The sequence below is a fragment of the Micromonospora sp. NPDC127501 genome, from assembly GCF_040302185.1.
In the GTDB taxonomy this organism is placed as follows: Bacteria; Actinomycetota; Actinomycetes; order Mycobacteriales; family Micromonosporaceae; genus Micromonospora.
On sequence record NZ_JBEORJ010000006.1, the window covers coordinates 436,297 to 460,012 of the forward strand.

The 23,716-nt window shown below is 72.0% G+C and carries 16 protein-coding genes; 4 read left to right on the forward strand and 12 right to left on the reverse strand.

Annotated features, from left to right (window positions below; translation table 11 throughout):
* Positions 1–7: 7 nt before the first annotated feature.
* The 11 genes from ABTW72_RS17195 to pcaF form a co-directional block, all read right to left on the reverse strand.
* The gene (locus tag ABTW72_RS17195; RefSeq protein ID WP_350859835.1) at positions 8–3,664 is read right to left on the reverse strand and encodes a SpoIIE family protein phosphatase; all 3,657 of its coding nucleotides are present in this window, start codon (positions 3,662–3,664) and stop codon (positions 8–10) included.
* A gap of 194 nt (positions 3,665–3,858) precedes the next feature.
* A complete protein-coding gene (locus tag ABTW72_RS17200) occupies positions 3,859–4,410 on the reverse strand; it encodes a pyridoxamine 5'-phosphate oxidase family protein (RefSeq protein WP_350859838.1) in 552 nt (183 codons plus the stop codon).
* Between the two features lie 47 nt (positions 4,411–4,457).
* Positions 4,458–5,189 (reverse strand): gamma-glutamyl-gamma-aminobutyrate hydrolase family protein, encoded by a 732-nt coding sequence (locus ABTW72_RS17205; protein ID WP_350859841.1) that lies wholly within the window; start codon positions 5,187–5,189, stop codon positions 4,458–4,460.
* A 20-nt stretch (positions 5,190–5,209) separates the two neighbouring features.
* Entirely contained in the window at positions 5,210–5,977 is a 768-nt protein-coding gene (locus ABTW72_RS17210; RefSeq protein WP_350859978.1) for a 3-oxoacyl-ACP reductase, read from the reverse strand.
* Positions 5,978–5,982: 5 nt separating this feature from the next.
* Entirely contained in the window at positions 5,983–7,338 is a 1,356-nt protein-coding gene (locus tag ABTW72_RS17215; protein ID WP_502892214.1) for an aldehyde dehydrogenase family protein, read from the reverse strand.
* A 127-nt stretch (positions 7,339–7,465) separates the two neighbouring features.
* Complete coding sequence (locus tag ABTW72_RS17220) at positions 7,466–8,830, reverse strand: glutamine synthetase family protein (protein ID WP_112699918.1); 1,365 nt, start codon at positions 8,828–8,830, stop codon at positions 7,466–7,468.
* Positions 8,831–8,956: 126 nt separating this feature from the next.
* Positions 8,957–10,543: an amino acid permease gene (locus ABTW72_RS17225; protein WP_350859847.1), complete on the reverse strand. Its 1,587-nt coding sequence runs from the start codon at positions 10,541–10,543 to the stop codon at positions 8,957–8,959.
* 352 nt (positions 10,544–10,895) lie between these two features.
* The gene (locus tag ABTW72_RS17230; protein WP_350859849.1) at positions 10,896–11,396 is read right to left on the reverse strand and encodes a DUF456 domain-containing protein; all 501 of its coding nucleotides are present in this window, start codon (positions 11,394–11,396) and stop codon (positions 10,896–10,898) included.
* A gap of 46 nt (positions 11,397–11,442) precedes the next feature.
* A complete protein-coding gene (locus tag ABTW72_RS17235; RefSeq protein WP_350859852.1) occupies positions 11,443–13,635 on the reverse strand; it encodes a putative bifunctional diguanylate cyclase/phosphodiesterase in 2,193 nt (730 codons plus the stop codon).
* 4 nt (positions 13,636–13,639) lie between these two features.
* Positions 13,640–14,452 carry an SAM-dependent methyltransferase gene (locus ABTW72_RS17240; RefSeq protein WP_350859855.1) on the reverse strand — a complete coding sequence of 271 codons (813 nt, stop codon included), beginning with the start codon at positions 14,450–14,452 and terminating at the stop codon, positions 13,640–13,642.
* A 110-nt stretch (positions 14,453–14,562) separates the two neighbouring features.
* Positions 14,563–15,768: a 3-oxoadipyl-CoA thiolase gene (gene pcaF / locus ABTW72_RS17245; RefSeq protein WP_091400345.1), complete on the reverse strand. Its 1,206-nt coding sequence runs from the start codon at positions 15,766–15,768 to the stop codon at positions 14,563–14,565.
* 106 nt (positions 15,769–15,874) lie between these two features.
* On the opposite strand from pcaF, the gene ABTW72_RS17250 reads away from it, so the two are divergent.
* From ABTW72_RS17250 to ABTW72_RS17265, 4 genes are all read left to right on the forward strand, one after another.
* The gene (locus tag ABTW72_RS17250; protein ID WP_350859858.1) at positions 15,875–16,840 is read left to right on the forward strand and encodes a glutathione S-transferase family protein; all 966 of its coding nucleotides are present in this window, start codon (positions 15,875–15,877) and stop codon (positions 16,838–16,840) included.
* Positions 16,833–17,516 (forward strand): DUF998 domain-containing protein, encoded by a 684-nt coding sequence (locus ABTW72_RS17255; RefSeq protein WP_350859860.1) that lies wholly within the window; start codon positions 16,833–16,835, stop codon positions 17,514–17,516. The genes ABTW72_RS17250 and ABTW72_RS17255 overlap by 8 nt, the downstream gene beginning before the upstream one ends.
* Positions 17,517–17,684: 168 nt before the next feature.
* Positions 17,685–18,977 carry a dicarboxylate/amino acid:cation symporter gene (locus ABTW72_RS17260; RefSeq protein WP_350859980.1) on the forward strand — a complete coding sequence of 431 codons (1,293 nt, stop codon included), beginning with the start codon at positions 17,685–17,687 and terminating at the stop codon, positions 18,975–18,977.
* Positions 18,978–19,047: 70 nt separating this feature from the next.
* Positions 19,048–20,115 carry an NADH:flavin oxidoreductase/NADH oxidase gene (locus tag ABTW72_RS17265; protein ID WP_350859863.1) on the forward strand — a complete coding sequence of 356 codons (1,068 nt, stop codon included), beginning with the start codon at positions 19,048–19,050 and terminating at the stop codon, positions 20,113–20,115.
* Between the two features lie 49 nt (positions 20,116–20,164).
* Here the strand turns inward: ABTW72_RS17265 and ABTW72_RS17270 are convergent, their stop codons facing one another.
* Entirely contained in the window at positions 20,165–23,707 is a 3,543-nt protein-coding gene (locus tag ABTW72_RS17270) for an ATP-binding cassette domain-containing protein (RefSeq protein WP_350859866.1), read from the reverse strand.
* Between the last annotated feature and the right edge of the window lie 9 nt (positions 23,708–23,716).

Genomic DNA, 23,716 nt, shown 5'->3' on the forward strand with positions numbered 1-23,716 from the left:
CGCGCGGTCAGTCCTGCAACTGCCGGCGCAGCGTCACCTCGGTGCCTTCAGCGGTACGCCGTACCGACAGCTCACCCAGCGCCTTGATCAGAGCCAGGCCGCGGCCCCGGAAGCCGGAGCCGGTCGACTCCCGCCACTGCCCGCTGTCGCGCACCGTGGCCGTCACCGTCCGATCCTCGATGGCCACCTCCACACTGATCATGGCCTCGGCGGGGTGGACCGGGTGCTCGATGGCGTTGGCGGCGGCCTCGGAGACGGCGACGGTCAGGTCGAACAGGTCGGTCTCGCCGACGGAGTGCGCGATCAGGAAGTCCTCCAGCCGCTTTCGAAGCACGCTGAGCCGGGTCGGGTCCGCCGGTAGCCGCAGCGCGAAGCGGTTCAGCTCCGCCGCCTCCAGGGCGAGAACCGCCACGTCGTCGCGGCGCGGCCGTCCGGTGACCCGCTCCACGACAGCGTCGATCAGGTCCACCACGTGCTCACTCGGGATGGCCGCGTCGATGCGCAGCTGGGCCAGTGAGGCATCGATGCCGAGCTGACGGTCCTCGATCAGCCCGTCGGTGTAGAGCAGCAGTCGAGTGCCGGCCGGCAACTCGCCCTCGACCGACTCGTACGTCGCGCCGGGAAGAGCGCCGACCGGTGGGCCGAGCGCCCGGTCGTGCAGGAACGCCACGTCGCCTCCGGTGATCAACAGTGGGGACGGGTGACCGGCACTCGCGTACCGCAGCCGACCGGTGCGGGGGTTGAACAGCAGGCAGACCACGGTCGCGAAGGATCGGCCCTCGGTGGAGCCGACCAGCCGGTTGAGCCGGGTCAGCGACTCGCCCGGGTCGAAGCCCTCCAGCACGTACGCCCGCAGCGCGTTGCGCAGCTGCCCCATCGCCGCGGCGGCCCGGACGCCCTTACCGACCACGTCGCCGATGACCAGCACCAGCTCGTCGCCGTTCAGCGCGATCGCGTCGTACCAGTCGCCGCCGACCTCGACGTCGGCGCTGCCGGGCAGGTAACGGCTGGCCACCACCGCGCCGGGCAGTTGAGGCAGCGACCGGGGCAGCAGGCTGTGCTGGAGGGTGGTGGCGATGCGGTGTTCGGCCTCGTAGAGCTGGGCGTTCTCCAGTCGCACCCCGACCAGCCGGGCCAGCTGGGTCAACGCCGCGTCGTCGGCCTGCGCCTCGTCGCCGGCAGCCCGCCAGACCTGCAGCTCACCGAGCTGCTTGCCGGTCGTGCCGGTCAGCTCGGTCACGAAGGACGGGTCGGCCGCGGTGGTGCCGCCGCCGTCCGCCTCGAAGCGCACCTCGGCGGCGGTGACCACCACCCGAGCCGCCTCGGCGAGGCTCAACGCGTGTCGGGCGGCGACCTGGAGCACGTCGGCGGTGGATCGGGCGGTGTTCACCGCCACCGCCGCGTCGGCCAGCGCGCGGAGCCGGCGGATGATCTGCCCCCGCAGCTGGCCCAGCTCGACGTTGGCCCGGACCCGGGCGATCAGCTCCTGCGCGGAGAACGGCTTGGTGAGGTAGTCGTCGGCGCCGACGGCGAGACCGGCGACGGCCTCCGCGGAACCGGCGCGGGCGGAGAGCAGCACGATCGGCACGTGCCGGGTACGCGGGTCCGCGCGCAGCGCGCTCACCAGCCCGAACCCGTCCAGCCGGGGCATCATCACGTCGGTGAGCACCAGGTCGACCCCGCCCTCGCGGGCCAGCGGCAGGGCCTCGAGCCCGTCGTTGGCGGTGACCACGTCCCAGGTCGGGGAGAGCAGCCGGCTCACGTGCTCCTGCAGGTCGGCGTTGTCGTCGACGACCAGGATCCGGCCAGCCGAGGTGCCCTTCGCCGGCTGCCGGTCGAGCTCGGGTGCCGACGCGACACCGGCCCAGAGCGCGGTCTCCGCCACGAAGAGCCGGGCCTGCTCGGGCTCACCCACGGGCAGCGGGTCGAACGACGCCACCCGGTCCGCCGGCAGGTGCGCCGAGCCGAACGGGACGGTCACCGTGAAGGTGCTGCCCTCGTCGACCTTGCTGGTCAACCCGACCTCACCGCCGTGCATCTCGACGAGTTCCCGGACCAGCGCAAGGCCGATGCCGGTGCCTTCGTGGGTGCGTGCCCGCACCCCGGGCACCCGGTGGAACCGTTCGAAGACGTGCGGCAGTTCGTCCGGCACGATGCCGATGCCGGTGTCGGTCACCTCCAGCCGCGCGGCGCCTTCCACGGCCCGGATCCGCACCCGGATCTCGCCGTCGAAGGTGAACTTGAGCGCGTTCGACACGAGGTTGAGGACGATCTTCTCCCACATGTCCCGGTCGACGAAGACCGGTGTCGGCAGCGGCGGGCAGTCCACCACCAGTCGCAGCCCGGCCCGGTCGGTCGCCGAGCGGAAGGTGCTGGCCAGCCGGGCGGTGTAACCGGCGAGGTCGGTGGGCTGGTAGCGGGCGGCGAGCCGGCCGGACTCCAGTCGGGAGAAGTCCAGCACGGTGTTGACCAGCTTGAGCAGGCGCAGCGCGTTGCGGTGCATCATGGTGAGCCGGTCGGTCTCGGCGGCCGGTAGCTCCGGGTCGGCCAGCATGTCCTCCAGCGGGCCGAGCACCAGGGTCAGTGGGGTACGGAACTCGTGGCTGACGTTGGCGAAGAAGTTCGTCTTCGCCCGGTCCAGCGCGGCCAGTTCGGCGGCGCGGGCCCGCTCCTCCTCGTACGCCCGCTGGGCGCCGACCGCCCGGGAGATCTGGGCGGCGACCAGGCCGAGGAAGTCCCGGTAGTCGTCGCTGAGCGGCAGTTGGCGGGCCACGCCGGCGATCAGCGCGCCGACCGTCTGGTTGTTCACCGTCAGCGGCAGCACGAGCGCCTGGTCGGCGGCGTCGAGCGGCAACGCGTCGAGCAGATCGGCCGCCTCGACCGTGGCGGGCCCGCCATCGACGGTCAACGCGCCCAGCAGCGACGTGACATCGACGGCGGGCGGGGTGGTTCCGGTGCAGCCGGCCAGGGTCAACTGCCCGCTTCCGTTGGCCAGGTAGATCAGGGCGAACGGCACGTCCGCCCGGTGCCGGCCGAGCACCCCGGCGGCGATCCGGCCCAGCTCCGTGGCGCTGCCGATGTCGCTCAGCTCGGCACCCAGCTCGGAGAGCGCCCGCAGCCGACGCTCGCCGAGCACCCGCCCGGTGGTCTCGCTGACGATGCAGTAGACGCCACTGACCGAGCCGTCGTCACCGCGGATCGGGTCGTACGAGACGTTGAAGTAGGTCTGCTCGACAAAGCCGTGCCGGTTCAGCAGAAAGGGATGGTCCTCGCCGCGGTAGGAGCGTCCGGTGCTCCGGACGCCGTCGAGCAGTGGGCCGAGCACCGCCCAGGTCTCCGCCCAGTAGGAGCGGGCCGGCTGGCCGATCACGTCTGGATGCTTGTCACCGATCGTCGGCCGGTAGGCGTCGTTGTAGAAGGCGAGTTGCTCGTCGCCCCAGAACATGACGATCGGCGCGCTGGAGGCGAGCATCATCCCGACCGCGTTGGAAAGCGCCGGGGGCCACTGACCGGGCTCGCCCAGCGGGCCGGAGGACCAGTCGAAAGAGGCCAGCCGGCCACCCATCTCACCGCCGGCCGCGAACGCGGCCGCCAGCATCGGAGGGGTCTCGCGGCCGGACAGAGCGGCATGCCCGATGTCCGCGCCCCCCTGGGCCGAGCTCATGCAGCCTCCCGCTCCGGCCGTACCCCTCGACCGTTGATCTTCACCCGCCGTGCTCCGACTTGTACCCCAGCGGACCAGCAACGTAACGCATCACGAGCGATGGACGCTGGTTACGTACGCCTGGACCGTCGGGCACCGGACAGCGCGGATGGTCGGCGGCGTCGAACGACGGTGGCCGGGAGCGCCCTGACGAGTCAGAAGACCGGCAGTCCGTCGATGCTTGCCGCGTTCTTGGTGGCCCGGTAGACGACCAGATCATCGGCGCTGCGGCGAGAGTGTGAGGTGAGTAACAGGTCACGTTCGGCCCGGAAGTCCATCAGTGGCACCGCGTATCCGCAGGAGTCACTGACCCGCTCCACCTCGACGGTGATGACCGCCCGGACGGCGTGCACGTCCGGCGGTGCGGGAAACTCGGCGAGCCGATCGGCGAAGGCGTCCTCGGTGACCGCGACGCTGCTGCCCCGACCGTGCAACCGGACGATCTTCGGCGGGCCGTCGAAGGCGCAGAACATCAGCGTGATCCGGCCGTTGTCCCGCAGGTGGGCGATGGTCTCCGCCCCACTGCCGTGATAGTCGAGGTAGGCCACCCGGTGCGGGCCGAGGATCACGAACGTGCCCCGCATGCCCTTCGGTGACACGTTGACGTGCCCCTCGACCCCGGACGGGGCGGTCGCCACGAAGAAGAGCGGCTGGGCCACGATGAAGTCACGCAGTCGACGGTCGATTTCCGGATGAACCTTGCCCATGCGCCGATCCTCCCACCGGTGCCATCGACGGGTGGGGGCGATCCCAGTCACACCCGCCGGCCGGCGGCCTGCACCAATGCCGTGATCGGGCGGGGATCCGACTCGTTCTCCGGATGCCACTGCACTCCGAGCACGAACGGCAGGGCCGGGTCCTCCACCGCCTCGACCACGCCGTCCCCCGCCCAACCGGTCACCGTGAGCCGGCCCGGATCGGCGACCGCCTGGTGGTGGTACGAGTTGACCTGGTCGACACCGGCCAGCACCGAGGCGGCCAGGCTCCCCGGCGCGAACCGCACCGCGTGCGCCCCGTACACCCCGGGCGCCGGGCGGTGCGCCTCGTGACCCACCACGTCGGGCAGGTGCTGGTGCAAAGTGCCGCCGTACGCGACAGCGAGCAACTGCATCCCCCGACACACGCCCAGCACCGGCACCTCGGCGGCGAGCGCGGCTTTCAACACTGTCAACTCGCCGGCGTCCCGGTCCGGCCGGTCCTCGGTACGGGGGTCGGGCGGCTGGCCGTACCGCCCCGGGCCGACGTCCGCGCCACCGGCCAACAGCAACCCGTCGAGGACGGCCACCACGTCCGCGTCCACGTCGTCCGGTGGCAGGACCACCGCCCGGCCGCCCGCGGCCGCCACCGCCCGCGGGTACGCCTCGGGCACCAGCACCGCCCGCACACCCCGCCAGACCGCCCAGTCGGCGGGTTCGACGTACGCGCTGACCCCGATCAGCGGCCGTCGGCTCCGGGCTGGCCGGGTTCGCGACTGCGGGGCTCGCAAACCCGGCTCACTCCTCGCGCTCACAGCGGCGTGACGTAGGCGCCCGTGATGCCGCCGTCGACCACGAACTGCGCGGCGGTCATGAACGAGGCGTCGTCGCTGGCCAGGAACGCAACCGCGGCGGCGATCTCCTCCGGTTGCCCGAAGCGGCCCATCGGCACGTGCACCAGCCGACGGGCGGCCCGCTCCGGGTCGGCGGCGAAGAGTTCCAGCAGCAACGGGGTGGCCACCGGGCCGGGACAGAGAGCGTTGACCCGGATGCCCTCACGGGCGAACTGCACACCCAACTCCCGGGTCATCGCCAGCACCCCGCCCTTGCTCGCGGTGTACGCGATCTGCGACGTGGCCGCACCCATCAACGCCACGAACGAGGCCGTGTTGATGATCGAGCCCTTGCCCTGCCGACGCATGTGCGGAATGGCGTACTTGCAGCACAGGTAGACGCTGGTGGTGTTGACCCGCAACACCCGCTCCCACGCGTCCAGGCCGGTGTCCAGGATGGAGTCGTCGTCCGGCGGTGAGATGCCGGCGTTGTTGAACGCGACGTCCACCCGGCCGTACCGGTCGGCCACCCCGTGGAACAGGTCACGCACCGCCACCTCGTCGGCCACGTCGGTGGCCACGAACTCTCCGCCGCACTCCTCGGCGGCCTTCGTACCGGCTGCCGCGTCGATGTCCACGCACACCACCCGGGCCCCCTCGGCGGCGAACCGCCGCACGGTGGCCAACCCGATGCCACTGCCCGCCCCGGTGACCACGGCCACCCGGTCCTGCAACCGACCCTGCACTGGCGTCACTCCTCCGTCGCGATGAACACGTTCTTGACGTCCGTGAATGAGTGCAGCGCGTCCGGGCCCAGCTCGCGGCCGAGTCCGGAGCGCTTCATCCCGCCGAACGGGGTCCAGTAGCGCACCGAGGAGTGCGAGTTGACGCTGAGGTTGCCCGAGTCGACGGCGCGGGCCAGGCGCAGGGCCCGACCCACGTCGCGGGTCCAGATCGAGCCGGAGAGGCCGTACTCGGTGTCGTTGGCGAGCCGGACCGCGTCCGCCTCGTCGTCGAACGGCAGCACCGACGCCACCGGGCCGAAGATCTCCTCCCGCCAGTGCCGGTCGGCCGGCGAGTCGGCCAGCAGCACGGTGGGCGCGTGCCAGAACCCGGGGCCGTCGGGGCAGGAGCCGGTGAAAGCTGTCTTCGCCCCGGCGAGGTAACCGGCTACCCGGTCCCGCTGGGCGGCGGAGATCAGCGGGCCCATCTCGGCGGTGTCGCGCGACGGGTCCTCGACCCGCACCGCGCGTACCGCCGGTTCGAGCAGTTCCAGGAACCGGTCGTACACCGAACGCTGGACCAGGATCCGCGACCGCGCGCAGCAGTCCTGGCCGGCGTTGTCGAAGACCGCGCCCGGCGCGGTCGCGGCGGCGCGTTCCAGGTCGGCGTCGGCGAACACGATGTTCGCGCTCTTGCCGCCCAACTCCAGGGTGAGTCGCTTCACCTGGGCGGCGCAGCCGGCCATGATCCGGGTGCCGACCTCAGTGGAGCCGGTGAAGCAGATCTTTCGGACCGCCGGGTGGGTGACGAAGCGCTCCCCCACCACCGAGCCCTCACCCGGGATGACGGTGAAGACGCCGTCGGGCAGACCGGCCTCGCGGGCCAACTCGGCCAGGCGCAGTGCGGTGAGCGGGGTCAGTTCGGCGGGCTTGAGCACCACGGTGTTGCCGGCGGCGAGCGCCGGGGCGAACCCCCAGGCGGCGATCGGCATCGGGAAGTTCCAGGGCACGATCACGCCGACCACACCGAGTGGCTCGTGGAAGGTGACGTCCAACCCGCCGGGCACCGGGATCTGCCGCCCGGTCAAGCGCTCGGGCGCGCCGGCGTAGTAGTCCAGGACGTCGCGGACGTTGCCCGCCTCCCACCGGGCGTTGCCGACGGTGTGCCCGGAGTTGCGCACCTCCAGCGCTGCCAACTCGTCCAGATGCGCATCGACCACGGCGGCGAACCGCCGCAGCAACCGTGCCCGGTCCCCCGCCCCCACCTGACGCCAGGTCTCGAACGCCGTGGCAGCCCGCGAGATGGCCGCGTCAACCTCGCCAAGAGAGGCCCCAGCTACCTCCCGGAACCCAGCCCCAGAAGCCGGATCCACAACCAAAGCCACCGTCACCCACCCGCCCTTCGTTGCCGATCATGGAGTTGTGGTGCCCCACGAAAGCCGCGATCCATCACACTCCGCCCGCCACAACTCCATGATCGACCGGGCGATGGGTGGGGGTGGGGAGGGGGAGTTAGAGGCGTTCGAAGCCACGGGTCAGCTCCCAGTCCGTCACCGCGGCGTCGAAGGCGGCCAGCTCGACCCTCGCCTGGTTGGCGTAGTGGGCCACCACCTCCGCGCCGAACGCCTCGCGGGCCACTGTGGATCCCTCCCAGAGGGCCAGGGCGTCGCGCAGGGTGCCGGGAACCCGCTCGGCCTCCGGGTCGTCGTACGCGTTGCCGGTGCACTCCGCACCCAGCTCCAGCTCGCCGTCGATGCCGTGCAGCGCCCCGGCGACCAGCCCGGCGATCGCCAGGTACGGGTTGACGTCGGCGCCGGGCACCCGGTTCTCCACGCGCATGCCCTGCCCGTGCCCGACCACCCGCAGCGCGCAGGTGCGGTTGTCGACACCCCAGCGCAGCGCGGTCGGGGCGAACGATCCCGGCTGGTAGCGCTTGTAGGAGTTGATGTTCGGGGCGAAGAGCAGGCTGAACTCCCGCATGGTGGCCAGCAGCCCGGCGAGCACCCGCTGCCCGGTCTGCGACAGGTGCGCCGGTCCGTCGCCGAGCATCGCCGACGAGCCGGACTGGTCCCGCAGTGAGAAGTGGATGTGGCAGGAGTTGCCCTCCCGCTCGTTCGGCTTGGCCATGAAGGTGATCGCCATCCCCTCCTGGGCGGCGATCTCCTTGGCGCCGTTCTTGTAGATCACGTGGTGGTCGGCGCAGGCCACCGCCTCGTCGTACCGGAAGGCGATCTCGTGTTGCCCGAGGTTGCACTCGCCCTTGGCGCTCTCCGGGGTGAGCCCCGCGCCGGCCATCTCGACGCGGATGCGGCGCAGCAGCGGCTCCACCCGGGCGGTGCCGAGCAGCGAGTAGTCGACGTTGTACTGGTTGGCCGGAGTGAGGTCGCGGTAGCCACGCTGCCAGGCGTCCTCGTACGAGTCACGGAACAGGACGAACTCCAACTCGGTGCCGGCGTACGCGGTCAGCCCGTGCTCGGCCAGCCGGTCCAGCTGCCGGCGCAGGATCTGCCGGGGCGAGGCGACCACGTCACCCGAGCCGTCGAGCCAGGTCAGGTCGGCCAGCAGCAGGGCGGAGCCGGGCTGCCAGGGCACCCGGCGCAACGTGGCGAAGTCCGGCACCATCGCGAAGTCGCCGTAACCGCGTTCCCAGCTCGACATCGCGTACCCGTCGACGGTGTTCATGTCGACGTCCACGGCGAGCAGGTAGTTGCAGCCCTCGCTGCCGTTGGTCACCACCTGGTCGAGGAAGAAGGGCGCGTGGAACCGCTTGCCCTGCAACCGGCCCTGCATGTCGACGAGGGCCAGCACCACGGTGTCGATCTCGCCCTCGGCGACGGCGACCCGCAGTTGTTCCAGCGTGAGCGGAGCTTTCCTCATTCGCGGGCCTCCATCACCAAGGTCTACTGGCAAACCGGATCACCGTCAATGCCCCCGGCGGCACGTGCGGCAAACCCGACCGACGGCCGGCGGGACGGCAGCACCGCCCGTCCCGCCGGAGGCCGATCAGACCGGGCCGTCGGCCCGCGCCGGGTCGGCCGCCACCCCGGGTTCCTCGACGGTACGAACCGGGCCGGTGAACCACGTGCGGGCCGAGGCGTACCACCAGACGGCGACCACCAGCAGCACCCCGCCGACGGCGAGCGGCGCGTAGTTCACCGCCGACCAGGTGAACTCGTCGTTGCCGGGCACTCCGGCGGGCACGATCGGCAGCACGAAGTAGACGGCGATGATCGCGATCTCGATCACCGCGATCCAGCCGAGCAGCTTGTACTTGCGGCCCAGCGTCCACGGCCCCGGGACGAACCGGTCGCCCATCCGCAGTCGGAGCGCGATCGGAATGAGGAACGACAGGTAGAGCCCGAGAACCGCGACGGAGACGACCGCGTAGAAGGCGATCGGGATACCGGCGGAGCTCTCGTACAGCGCCGGCAGGGTCAGCACCAGGCCGGCCAGGGTGGCGCCGATGATCGCGTTGACCGGGGTGCCGTTGCGGTCGACAGTCGACCACAGCCGCCATCCGGGTACGGCACGGTCCCGGCTGAACGCGTACGCCATCCGGCTCATCGAGGTCACGCAGCTCATGCCGCAGAAGAACTGGCCGATGGTCGAGATGATGATGACGATCTTGAAGAAGACCGGGGTCAGCGCGGACTCGAAGATGGCGCCGGAGAAGCCGCCAGCGGCGTTGACCGCCTCGACGTCGGTGGCCGCGAAGAGGAACGCCAGCAGCAGGATCCAGCCGCCGACCGCCGAGTAGAAGATCGACTGCCAGAGTCCGCGGGCCGCGGCCTGGGAGGCGCCGCGGGTCTCCTCGGAGACGTGCGCGCAGGCGTCGAAGCCGGTGATCGTGTACTGGGTCAGCAGGAAGCCCAGCGGCAGCACGTAGAACCAGAACGTCAGCCCGCCGATGTCCCCGTCGCCGAAGCCGGAGTTGTTGAACCGCTCGGTGAACACGAACTGGAAGCTCTGGTGGTTGTCGGGCACGAAGACCAGGATGGCGACCACGACGGCCGCGCCGGCAACGTGCCACCAGACCGAGACGTTCTGAAGTACGTCGATGATCCGGTGCCCGAAGATGTTGATCAGCCCGTGCAGCACCAGGATGATCACGAAGAGGACGAACGCCTGACGCAGTGTCCCGGCCCAGCCGTCGAAGAGCGCCGACAGGGTGAGGTTGAGGAACGTCGCACAGCCGTAGTCCACCGAGGCGGTGACCGCCACCAGACCGATCAGGTTCAGCCAGCCGGTGAACCAGCCGTGCACCGGGCGGCCCATGGTGGCCGCCCACCAGTAGATCCCGCCCGCGGTCGGGTACGCCGACACCAGCTCCGCCATGCAGAAGCCGATGATCAGGATGAACAGCGAGATCAGCGGCCAGCCCCAGGAGATGGCGACCGGCCCGCCGTTGTTCCATGCCTGACCGAAGGTGGTGAAACAACCGGCCAGGATCGAGATGATCGAAAACGAGATGGCGAAGTTGGAGAAGCCACTCCACTTGCGGCGCAACTCCTGTTTGTAGCCGAGTTCGGCGAGCCGTCGGGCATCCTCGTCCATCGGTTGCTCGGCGGTCGGCACGGGCGTCGTGGCCACTGCACACCTCCCTGAGGTGGTTCCGCGTGCGAGTGGGCAAAGTGTCGACCCGGCCGATCAAGGCGGTCAATACGTAGTCGGTGGGAATCTCACCGCCGTCGGGCTAATTGCGTTGCCGATCGGCCTCCCCGGCCGGCATCCTGGACCGGTGACCAGGCCCGACAAGGGCCCACCCCGGGCGCTCGGACCGCCCGACCCGGTGGCGCGGGGCACGCCTCTCTCTCACGTACGGCCATTCCGCCGTACCCGAAAAGTGCCCCGCGCCCCACTCCCCCTCGCGATCAAGAGGTTTGCGTCAGATTTCCGACCGCGCCTGACCGAAAGCTCTTGATCAACGCGGGAAAAGCGTGGGTCAGGTCAGGAGGAGGCCGGCTACCCAGAGGGCCGCTACCAGGAGGCCGGCCAGGAACTCCACCAGCATCGACAGGCCGGCGGCCTTCAGGGCCTGCACGGTGGAGGGCCACGCGAGCTGGTTACTGCCCAGCCGGAGCCGTTCGGCCGCCCACACCCCGGCGACGAAGCCGAGCACCAGGCCGACGACCGGCACCACGAAGAACCCGATGATGCCGAGCGCCCCGCCGGCGAGCAGCGTGGACGTCGGCACACCGGTGCGCTTCAGATTCCGGCCCGGCCACGCGTACTTGATCACGGCGCCACCCCCGGCGACCAGGGTGGCGGCGGCGAACACCGCCCAGCCACCCAGGCCGGCGCCGCCGAAGATCGCCCAGAGCAGCACGCCGCCCCAGCACAGCGGCAGCGCCGGCAGACCGGGCACCACCACGCCGGCCAACCCGGCCAGGATGGCCAGCCCGGCCACCACCGTCACCGCCGTCTGCGAGTCCGTCAGGTCCACGCCGCCATCCTCCGTCGCCACCCTTCGGACCGGAGCGGTCCCCCACTCACTCCAAAGCTCCGCTACCGCGCAGCCGGGCGGTGATCACCTCGGCCGGGGCGGGCGCACCGAAGTATCGGCCCTGCCCGGTGTCGCAGCGCAGCGCCCGCAGCCGTTCGGCCTGCACGCCGGTCTCCACCGCCTCGGCCGTGACCCACAACTCCAGGGCGTGCGCCAACCGGACCAACGCGTCGACGATCCGTTCGTCGCGGTGGTCGGCGGCCACGTCGGTCCCGTCCGCGCGGATGCCCTCGACGAACGGACCGGCGAGCTTCAGGCAGTGGATCGGCAACCGACGCAGGTACGCCAGGTTGGAGTACCCGGTGCCGAAGTCGTCCACGGCCAGCCGGACGCCGAGCGCGGCGAGCCGGTGCAGGCTGCGCAGGGGTTCACCGGCACTACCCATCACGGCGCTCTCGGTCAGCTCCAGTTGGAGCAGCTCCGCGGGTAGCCCGCTGGTCTGCAACGCGTCGGCGACAGTGTCCACGATGGCCGGTTCGTCGGCCTGCCGGGCAGCCAGGTTGACGCTGACCACCAGCCTGGCGTCGGGGAACTCCCGCCACCACCGTTCGGCGTCTTCGCAGGCCCGCCGCAGCACCCACTCGCCGAGCCGGACGATCAGGCCGGTCTCCTCGGCAAGACCGATGAACCGGTCCGGCCCGATCAGGCCCAGCTCCGGATGCTCCCAACGGACCAGCGCCTCCACAGCGAGCATGGTGCCCTCCAGCAGCGACACGATCGGCTGGTAGTGCAGCACGAACTCGCCCCGCTCCAGTGCGGCGGGCAGCCCAGCGACAAGCGCCGAGCGGGCGATGTCCCGGGCACCGCGCTCGGGGTCGTAGACCGCCCACCGGCCTCGGCCCGCCGCCTTGGCCCAGTAGAGCGTGGTGTCCGCGGCCTTCATCAGCTCCGACGCGCTGGTCTCCGAGGCCGGGCAGTGCACGATGCCCACACTGGCCGAGACGGCCAACTGGTGCTCACCGACGTGGACCGGGGTCGCGACGGCGGCCAGCGCGGCCTCCGCGACGGCGACCGGGTCGTCGGTGTCGTCCCCTCCGTCGACGAGGATCACGAACTCGTCGCCGCCCATCCGGGCGACCAGGTGGCCGTGGTCGGCCACGCACGCGGCCAGCCGCCGGCCGATCATCACGAGCAGCCGGTCACCCAGGTCGTGGCCGAGACTGTCGTTGATCGCCTTGAAGCCGTCCAGGTCAAGAAAGCAGACCCCGACGCGCTGCCCGGCGCCCGCGGTGTCGAGTACCCGACCCAGCGTCTCGAAGAACAGCGTCCGGTTGGGCAACCCGGTCAGCGGATCGTGCAGCGCCTGGAAGCGCAGCCGCTGCTGGAGTTCGTACCGCTCGGTGATGTCCTCGATCATCGCGACCGTGAATCGCGGCCGGCCATCGTGTCGGATCAGCGATACGGCGAGATCCGTCCAGACCACTGTGCCGTCCTTACGGTGGTAGCGCTTCTCCACCCGGGCGGCGTCGTGCTTTCCCTCGATCAGCTCCTGGTAGAGCTCCCACATCCCGGCGGCGTCGTCGGCGTGGAACAGCGCCGCCACGTTGATCTCGCGCAACTCCTCGATCGAGTAGCCGAGCATGTCGGCGAACGCCTGGTTGACGTCGATGATCCGACCGTCCACGCCGGCGATCCCGATCCCGATCGCGGCGCCGGTGAACACCGCCCGGAACCGTGCCTCGCTCTCGCGGAGCGCCTGCTCGACCTCGTCGCGCGCCTGCCAGGCGGACCGGGCGATCCGCTCCTGCTGGCTGAAGGTGCGGTCGCGCAACGCACGGGCGAACCCGGCGGCCAGCCCGCCCTGCACCGCCGCGATCCGGTCGGCGAGGTCGGCCGGCCGGTCACCGTCGCACAGCACCCGACGCCCGAAGGTCGCGCCGAGCGCGTGCAGCGTCCACTCCAGGGCCTGCGGCTCGGTGAGGTGCGCCTCCACCAGAGCCCGCCCGACCTCCTCGGCCGGGTGGGCACTGAACGGCTCCGCCCGTACCGCCTGGGCCAACCGGATCGTGTGCGCCAGCAGCAGCCGCTCGGTCTCGGCCACGCTGAGCGGCACGAAACCGAGCCGGCGCACCGCGCGGGCCCAGTCGGCGGCGTACCCCCGGGCGTCCGCCCGACCGGCATCGACCCCGGCGGGGTCCCGGCCGGAACCGACCCCGGTGGGGTCCGGGACGGCGGCCACGAGATCAGCCGGCGGGCTGGTCGTACCGGGCGACGCCCCCGAAGGCGCCGAACCGCTCCGGGTGCTCGTCCACGTCGGACGGTGAGTCCGGGCGCCAGAGCGGCATGTGCACCACGCCCGGTTCCAGCACCGTCCAGTCGCCGAAGAAGCCGGTGACCTGGGCGCGCGAGCGCAGGGTGATCTCGGTGGCGGTGCGGGCGGAGAGGCGCTGGGCGTCCAGCATCTCCTGCGGCTGGTCCTCGAAGGTGGAGTGGGAGACGACCAGGAAGCTGCCCGGCGCGGCCGCGGCCCGCAGGGTGGCCAGGATCGCCTCGGGCCGGTCGGTGTCCGGGATGAAGTGCACCACCCCGGCCAGCAGGATGCCCATCGGACGACTGAAGTCGATCAGCCCGAGCTGTCGGGTCTCGGTGAGGATCCGCTCCGGCTCACGCAGATCGGCGTGGATGACCCCGGTCAGGTCGTTGCCAGCCAGCAACTCCCGGCTGTGCGCGACCGCCACCGGGTCGATGTCGACGTACACGACGCGGGCCTTGGGGTTCACCCCCTGCGCCACCTCGTGCACGTTGCCCACGGTGGGAATTCCGGAGCCGATGTCGAGGAACTGGTCGATGCCGGCGTCGAGCAGCACCCGGACGGCCCGGCGCAGGAACTCCCGACCGGAGCGCATGGTGGCGGCGAGATTCGGGGTCATGCTGGCGATCTGCTCCGCCAACTGCCTGTCGATCTCGAAGTTGTGCGCTCCACCCAGAAAGTAGTCGTACACCCGGGCCGCGCTCGGCCTGGTCAGATCGATCTCGGTCGGCAGTCCGTCCGGCATCAGCGTGCTCCCCAGTTCATCGCCGCGGCGCGGGACGGCACCGGCGTCGGGGCGCGCAGCGGGCACGCGTGGGCACCGGTCGACCCGCGGGTCGTGTGGTGTGGACCACTCTAGGCGGCTGACTCCAGCAACAGCGAGATGCCTTGACCAACGCCGATGCACATGGTGGCCAGAGCCCGGCGGCCGCCGCGACGGCGCAGCTCCAGGGCGGCGGTCAGCGCCAGCCGCGCGCCACTGGCACCGAGCGGGTGCCCCAGCGCGATGGCCCCGCCGTTCGGGTTGACGTGGTCGGCGTCCACGGGCAGCCCCAACTCTCGCAACACCGCCACGGACTGCGCGGCGAACGCCTCGTTCAACTCCACCACGTCCACAGCGCCCACCTCGACGCCGACGCGGTCGAGCAGCTTGCGGGTGGCCGGCACCGGGCCGATCCCCATGATCCGGGGCGGCACACCGGCCGCCGCCGCGCCGACGATCCGGGCCAGCGGGGTCAAGCCGTACCGCGCCACAGCCGCCTCGCTGGCCACCAGCAACGCGACAGCCCCGTCGTTGACGCCCGAGGAGTTGCCGGCGGTCACCGTGCCGCCGTCGCGGAACGGGGTGGGCAGCGCGGCCAGCTTCTCCAGCGAGGTCTCCCGGGGGTGCTCGTCGACCTCGACCAGCCGGGTCTCCCGACGGCCGGCCGGCACCGACACCGCCACGATCTCCTCGGCGAACCGGCCGTCGGCCTGCGCCTTGGCCGCGCGCTGCTGCGACCGGTACGCGAAGGCGTCCTGCTCGGCCCGGCTCACGCCGTACTCGGCGGCCACGTTCTCCGCCGTCTCCGGCATCGAGTCGACCCCCCACCCGTCACGCATCAACGGGTTCACCAACCGCCAGCCCAGGGTGGTGTCGTACACCTCGGCCGAGCGGGAGTACGCCGACGTCGCCTTCGGCATGACGAACGGCGCCCGGCTCATGCTCTCCACCCCGCCGGCGATCACCAGCTCCGCGTCCCCGGCGACGATGGACCGGGCGGCGGTGGCGAGCGCGTCCAGGCCCGAGCCGCAGAGCCGGTTGACAGTGCTGCCCGGCACCTCCTCGGGCAGGCCGGCCAGCAGCGCCGCCATCCGGGCGACGTTGCGGTTGTCCTCGCCGGCCTGGTTGGCGCAACCGAGCACGACGTCGTCGACTCGCGCCCAGTCCACCGACGGGTGCCGGGCTACCAGTTCCCGGATCACGTGCGCGGCCAGGTCGTCGGGGCGGACGCCGGCCAGCGCGCCCGCGTACCGGCCGATCGGGGTGCGGACACCGGCCACCAGGTATGCCACGGTCATCGCGAGTCCTTAGGGGGTGCAGACGGCGGGGGTGGGGCACGCCCACCGGGTCACGAGGGCTGCCGGCCGCCAGGATATCCGCGCCGGCAGCGGATAGGTTGACGGCATGGCCCGGGCCCAGTTCAGCGCAGAGACCAGCGGCGGCGGCGCGTTCGTCCGCCAGCCGAACCGGTTCACCGGTCGGGTCACCGCCGACTCCACCTCACCACCCGGCGGCGGCCCGGACGAGCAGGACCGCTGGCCGCTGGAGGCCGGCCGTTACCGGCTGATCTGGTGCCGGGCCTGCCCGTGGGCGCACCGGGCGAGGATCGTGCGTGGCCTGCTCGGGCTGGACGACGCCATCTCGCTGGGCACCGTCGACCCGATCCGGGACGAGCGGGGCTGGGCGTTCGCCCTCGACCCGGACGGCTTCGACCCGGTCCTCGGCGTGAGCTTCCTCTCCGAGGCGTACCTGGCCACCGACCCGGACTACACCGGCCGGGTGACGGTGCCGGCGCTCGTCGACACAGTGACCGGTCGGGTGGTCACCAACGACTATCCGCAGCTCACCCTCGACTTCTCCACGCAGTGGCGGTCGCTGCACGCGCCCGACGCCCCGGATCTGTACCCGGTCGAGCTGCGCGCCGAGATGGACGCGCTGATGGCCGAGATCCACACCGACGTGAACAACGGCGTCTACCGGTGCGGATTCGCCACCTCGCAGCAGGCGTACGACGAGGCCTTCCGGGCGCTCTTCGCCCGGCTGGACGCGCTCTCCGAGCGGCTGGCCGGGCAGCGCTACCTGATGGGCGACGCGATCACCGAGGCGGACGTGCGGCTGTTCACCACGCTGGTCCGCTTCGACGCCGCGTACCACGGGCACTTCAAGTGCAACCGCAACAAGCTGACCGAGATGCCGGTGCTCTGGGCGTACGCCCGGGACCTGTTCCAGACGCCGGGTTTCGGCGAGACGGTGGACTTCGACCACATCAAGCGGCACTACTACGGCACGCACCGGGAGATCAATCCCAGCGGCATCGTGCCACTCGGGCCGGACGAGTCCGGCTGGAGCACGCCGCACGGGCGTGGCTGAGCCGGGTCGGCCGGCCGCCCCGACCGTGCCGAGGGCCCGCGGCGAGGTCGCCCGTCGGGTCGCCGGGTCCGCGGCGGCCGGCTGCACCCTGGCCGGTGCGGTGGCGGTGACGCTCGCCGTGGTCGCCGGTCCCGGTCCAGGGTTCACCGGGTACGTCAGCGAGGCGGGCATCGCCGGCAGCGCCCACGCCGCGACGTACCGGATCGGGATCCTGGCCCTTGCCGGCGCGTTGCTGCTGATCGGCGCGGCGCTGCCTCCCGGGGTGTGGGCGGCCGCCCCGGCGCTGCTCGCCGCCGGTGCGGTGTTCACCGCCGTGTCGGGGGCGGTGACCTGCTCCGGCGGCTGCCCGTTGCCCCCGTTCGAGCGCGCGACGGCGGCGGACCTGGTGCACGGTGGCGCGAGCATCGCGGCGACCGCGGCGGTGGTCTTCGCCATGATCACGCTGGCCGTCTCCGGGCCGGCCGGCCGGACGGTGCGTCGGCTGGCCGGCGTCGCCGCCGCGCTGGCCCTGCCGCTCTGTGCCACGGTGGGGCTGGCGATGCTCGTGCTCGGCCGAGGCCCGGTGGTGGGGGTGCTGGAACGGCTGATCCTCGCCCTCGCGGTGCTGTGGGGCGTGAGTACCGCCACCGCGCTGGCCCTTTGTAAGGAGCCTCACGCCGCCCGGTCCTTCCGATGAGCGGGAATCGGCGTATCGTCGGCCAGCGATGACCAATGTCTGGGGCCTCACTGTCCGCCTGTATGTCGATCTCCGACTGCAGGCCAGTGGCATCTGTCCGGGCTAGCAGCGTTCCCACGCCTACCCCGATCGGACCGGACAATTGGATACATCCTCATGCCCTTCAGCCTGCGCAAAATTCCCTTCTCCGTGCAGATCCTGCTCGGCCTCGTGCTCGGCGTCGCGCTGGGCTTCCTTGCCCGCAGCAACGACCTGAGCTGGCTGACCAGCACCCTGCACACCGTCGGCACCCTCTTCGTCCAACTGCTCAAGCTGGCCGTGCCGCCGCTGGTCTTCACCGCCATCGTGGTCAGCGTGGTCAGCCTGCGCGGCGTCGCCAACGCCGCCCGGCTCGCCGTCAAGACCCTGATGTGGTTCGGCATCACCGCGCTGATCGCGGTGAGCATCGGCATCGGCCTCGGCCTGCTCACCAACCCGGGCAAGGGCGTGACCCTCGACCTGGGTGGCGCCGCCGCGCCGAAGAAGACCGGCTCGTGGACCGACTTCCTCACCGGCATCGTGCCCACCAACCCGGTCGGCGCGTTCGTCGAGGGCAACGTCCTCCAGATCGTCTTCCTCGCCGTCGTCATCGGTGCCGCGGCCCTGCTGGTCGGCGAGGCCGCCGAACCGTTCGTGGCGCTGAACCGCTCCCTGCTGGAGATCGTCCAGAAGGCGCTCTGGTGGGTCATCCGGCTCGCGCCGATCGGCACCCTCGGCCTGATCGGCAACGCCGTCGCCTCGTACGGCTGGGATCTGCTGGCCCCCCTCGCGAAGTTCACCACCGCCGTCTACGTCGGCTGCGCCATCGTGCTGTTCGTGGTCTACCCGCTGGTGCTGGTCCTGGCCGGCCGCCTCAACCCGCTGCGCTTCTTCGCCGGCGCCTGGCCGGCGATCGAGCTGGGCTTCGTGTCCCGCTCCTCGGTCGGCACCATGCCGGTGACCCAGCGCTCCGTCGAGCGACTCGGCGTGCCCCGCGAGTACGCCTCGTTCGCGGTGCCCTTCGGCGCCACCACGAAGATGGACGGTTGCGCCGCCATCTACCCGGCCCTCGCCGCGATCTTCGTGGCCCAGGTGTTCGGCGTTGACCTCGGCATCGGCGACTACCTGCTGATCGCCTTCGTCTCGGTGGTCGGCTCGGCGGCCACCGCCGGCCTGACCGGCGCGATCGTGATGCTCACCCTGACCCTCAGCACGCTGGGCCTGCCGCTGGCCGGCGCCGGCCTGCTGCTGGCCATCGACCCGATCCTGGACATGATCCGCACCGCCACCAACGTCGCGGGGCAGGCGCTGGTGCCGACAGTGGTCGCCGCCCGCGAGGGCACTCTCGACCGCGCCGCGTACGAGTCCGCCGGCCGGCGTGACCTGACCGACCCGGAGCCGGTCGCCGACACCCGGCCCGAGCTCAGCCCCGTTCCTGCCTGATCGATTCACCGCTACGGCGACGGGCCCCTCTCCCCGGGGGCCCGTCGCCGTGTCGGAGAGGATGACCCCCATGAGTTCCCTGTTCACTCCCCTGGCCCTGCGCGGGGTCACACTGCCCAACCGGATCGCCATGGCACCGATGTGCCAGTACTCCGCCGGCCCCGACGGCCTGCCCACCGACTGGCACCTGATCCACCTGGGCAGCCGCGCGGTCGGCGGTGCCGGTCTGGTGCTGACCGAGGCGACCGCCGTACTCCCCGAGGGCCGGATCAGCCCGCAGGACACCGGCCTCTGGTCCGGTGCGCACGTCGACGCCTGGCGGCCGGTGACCGCGTTCGTCGCCGCCCACGGCGCGGTGCCGGCCGTGCAGCTCGCGCACGCCGGCTTCAAGGCCTCCACCTACCGGCCGTGGGCACCCGAGCGCGGTGGTGTGCCGGACGCCGAGGGCGGCTGGACGCCCGTCGCCCCCGGCTCGGAGCCGTTCACCGCCGGCTACCGGACGCCGACCAGCCTCGACGAGGCCGGCATCGCCGGTGTGGTCGAGGCGTTCGCGGCCGGCGCCCAACGCGCGCTGGACGCCGGCTTCGCCGCCGTGGAGATCCACGCCGCCCACGGATACCTGCTCAACGAGTTCCTCTCGCCGCTGACCAACCACCGCACCGACGCGTACGGCGGCGACCGGGCCGCCCGGATGCGGCTCACCCTGGAGGTGGCCCGCGCGGTGCGCACCGCTGTCGGCGAGGACGTGCCGGTGCTGACCCGGATCTCCGCCACCGACTGGGTCGAGGGCGGCTGGACCATCGAGGACAGCGTGGTGCTCGCCGGTGAGCTGGCCGGCGTCGGCGTCGACCTGGTCGACGCGTCCTCCGGTGGTGTGAGCACGGAACAGCGCATCCCACTCGGCCCGGGTTACCAGGTGCCGCTGGCCGCCCGGATCCGCCGCGAGGCCGGCGTGCCGACCGGCGCGGTGGGCCTCATCGTGGAGCCGGAGCACGCCGAGCAGATCGTCGCCAGCGGCGAGGCCGACCTGGTGCTGCTGGGCCGGGAGTTGCTGCGTGACCCGTACTGGCCGCGCCGGGCCGCCGCGAAGCTCGGCGTCGCGTACTCCGGCCCCGCCCAGTACGCCCGCGCCTCCTGATCCCGACCGGTCGGGCGGCCGCCGCGTGAGCGGCCGCCCGAGCGATCGATCAGCCGGCCAGGTGTGACCAGTCGCCCTCCAGGTCCTGCCAGGTGCCCTGAGCGGCCACCGTGCCGCCGAGCAGCACCACCACGTGGTCGGCCCGGACCAACGCGGCGCGCTTGGCGGTCGAGCCGACAACCGTCACCCCGTGGCCGCGCAACGCCTGCCACAGCGCCAGCTCGGTGGTGACGTCCAGCGCCGACGACACGTCGTCGGCGACCAGCAGTTCGGTACGCGGGGCCAGCGCCCGGGCCAGCGCCAACCGCTGCAACTGCCCGCCGGAGAGCCGGGTGCCCTTGTGCCCGATGAGCAGGCCCAGCCCACCACCGGCGGCGGCCAGGTCATGGTCGAGCTGGGCGGTGCTGACCGCCCCCGCCGCGTCCACCTGGTGCCCGAGGGCGATGTTGTCGGCCACCGTGCCGGAGAGCACCCGGGGCAACTGACCGACGTAGCCGACCTGGTTGGGACGCAGGAACAGCTCCGGCTCGGTGACCGGGTCACCGTTCCAGGCCAGCTCGCCGGTGTGGTGCACGATCCCGGCCAGCCCGCGCAGCAACGAGGACTTGCCCGACCCCACCGGCCCGACGACGAGCACCAACTGCCCCCGCTGCACGGTCAGGTTCACGTCCCGGACGGCCACCGTCCCGTCGGAGTGCACCACTCCGAAGCCGCGCAATTCCAGCCGGCGCAGCGGGTGCCGCGGCGGCATTGTCGGAGCGGGTGCCGTCCCGGCGGTCAGGTCGACCTCCGGCACCCCCGCGGAGTACGCGCTCACCCCGGTCATCGCCGCCGTGCGCCGGGTCCAGACCCGCGCCGAGGGCAGCTGCGAGATCAGCGACGCCGTCGTCCAGGCGAACCAGCGGGCCGCGCCCAGGGTGGAGACGGCCACCAGCACCGCCCCGGCGGAGAGCGAGCCGTTCAGGTAGAGCGCCCAGGCGCCGATCGGCAACAACCCACTGGCCATCGACGGTGTGGAACGCGCCCACACCTGCACCGAGATCTCCCGCCGCTGCCGGTCGCTGCGCAGCACGTCCAGGCCCGCCAGGTGGCGCAGCACCGCCGTGGTCGCGCCGGCGAGCTTCACCGTCCGCGCCGCGGAGAGCGCAGAGACCAGCGCGGTGGCGAAGGAGGCCCGCGCTGCCACCGTCGCCCGGGCCGCACGCTCCAGCTTCGGCCCGAACAACGTCGCGGCCAGCCCGGAGACGACCATCGTGCCGAGGAAGAACAGCCCGGGTACGACGCTGCCGGTGACCGCCGTCATGGCGACCACGAGCACCAGCGCGACGGTCTGGTCCAGCACGTTGTCGGCGAGCTGGACCACCCGTTCGGTGTCCCCGCCCTGAGCCACCACCTCGGCGGGGGTGTGTGAGCTGACCCGGCGCGGCCCGGTCTGGCCGTGCACCAGGCGAAGGCCGATCCGCAGCATCTGCCGCACCCACCACTGCGGGAACCAGACGTGGGTGTAGAACGGCAGCGGCAGGGTGACCAGCAACCCGGCGACGATCCCCACCGCCGGCAGGTACGGGTTGCCCGTCCCGTCGACCAGGTCCGCCCAGAGCCAGGGCAGCACCGGGCCGTCCAGCCCGAGCAGGCTGAGCCCGAGGAACAGCACGATCGCGGCCGCACCGTACCGGGGATCGTTGGTGCAGAGTCGGAAGATCTCCCGCAGCGTCCGGGCCGGCGGCACCGGCGGCAGCGGCGGCGGGTCGGCCCGGGTCGGCCCGACCGCGCCCTGCGTGCCGTCCGGTGGTGTCGCCCGCGCGGTCTGCCCATTCGGCTCGGCCCGCGTGGGTGCCGGCTCGCTCGGCCAGGGGTCGGCCGGGCCGGGTCCGACCAACAGGTCCGTGCCGACGCCGGTGCGACCGGCCGGCGCCACGGTCGCGTACGCGGCGGCGTGGCTGGTCGCCAACAGTTCCGCGAAGCGGGTCGACGTCTCCAGTGGGCCGGCCTCGACCACCGCACCGTCGGCCAGGACGACTACCTCGTCACAGCGGCGCACCGAGGAGAGTCGGTGCGCGATGACGATGCCGATCCGGTCGCGCAGCAGTCGTTCGGTGGCCCGTTGCACCCGCGCCTCGGTGACCGGGTCCAGCCGAGCGGTGGCCTCGTCGAGGATCACCACGTGCGGCTCCCGGACCAGGATCCGGGCGAACGCCACCAACTGCTCCTGACCGGCGGAGAGCACGTGCCCGCCCTCCCCCAGCCGGGTCGTCAACCCGTCCGGCAGCTCGGCGATCCAGCTGGCCAGGCCCAGTTCGTCGAGCGCCCGAGCCGCCGCGTCGAGCAACTCCGGGTCGAACAGCGCCACGTTCTCGGCGAGCGTGCCGGCCAGGATCTCGGTGCGCTGCGGCACCAACGCCACCCAGCGGCGCAGTTGCTCGACGTCGAGGTCGCACAGGTCGGTGCCGCCGAGGAAGACGGTGCCCGGCGGCACGTCGACCGCGCGGGTGAGCACCTTCGCCAACGTCGACTTGCCCGAACCGGTCCGCCCGATCAGCGCGTACGAGCGACCGCGCGCGAAGGTGAGGCTGAGCCCGCGCAGCGCGGCCCCCCGGTCACTCTCCCCGTACCCGAATGTCAGGTCCCGGATGCGCAGGTCACCCTCGCTCGGGCTGACCCCGCCGACCGGCTCCTGCCGGGCCTTGTAGAGCAACTGCACCCGCGCCCACGCGCCGAGCGCTTCCTGGATCTCCGGCACCATCCGGCTGACGTGTTCCGCGGTCGCCCCGAAGGCCAGGGCGAGCAGCCAGATGGCGGTCAGCCGGGCGGCGTCGATCCGGCCGGTGGCCAACGCCCAGGCACCGCCGAGCACCACAGCGCCGATGCCTGCCCGGATCGTCGCGGTGGCCACCGTCGCCACCCGGGCGGACAGCACCCAGACCACCAGGCCACGGGACAGCACGGCGGAGGCCCGTCGGGCGTACAACCGCAGCACGTACGGCCGCGCCAGACTGGTGCGTACATCGTCCTGGCCGTGCACCGCCTCCTCCATCACGGCGGCCAGATCGGACCACGCCTCCTCCTCGGCCATCCGGGCCGGGCCGATCCGCGCCGTGGGCCGGCGCAGGCCGACCGCGAGCACCACAGTGAGCAGAAGCATCGCGATCCCCGCCGGCCACCACACGAACAGCGCCACGACCATCGACAACAGACCGACGCAGAGGCCCTGGGCGAGCCGGGTGCCCTGGTTACGAATTGCCGACGCCACCTGATAGACGTCCCCGTCGATCCGGTCCAGCAACTCGCCCACCGGAGTGGTCTCCAAGGTGGGCAGGTCCTGCCCGAGAGCGACGCGGCAGAGCCGGCGACGCACGTCGGCGGACCAGTCGGCGGTCAGGCCGGCCATCAGCAGACTCACCGCGAGGTCGCTGAGGACCACGGCGACCAGGGCCGCGGCCAGGACGGCGAAGAAGCCAGCCGAACGATGCACCAGCACCGCGCCGGCCAGCGCCGACGCGCCCGCCTGCCCCGCGGCACCCAGCACGATCAGGACGGCCACGATCGTCACACGACGGGTCGAAGTTCCCCACAGATCACGGAGCAGGCGCATGAAAGTCCT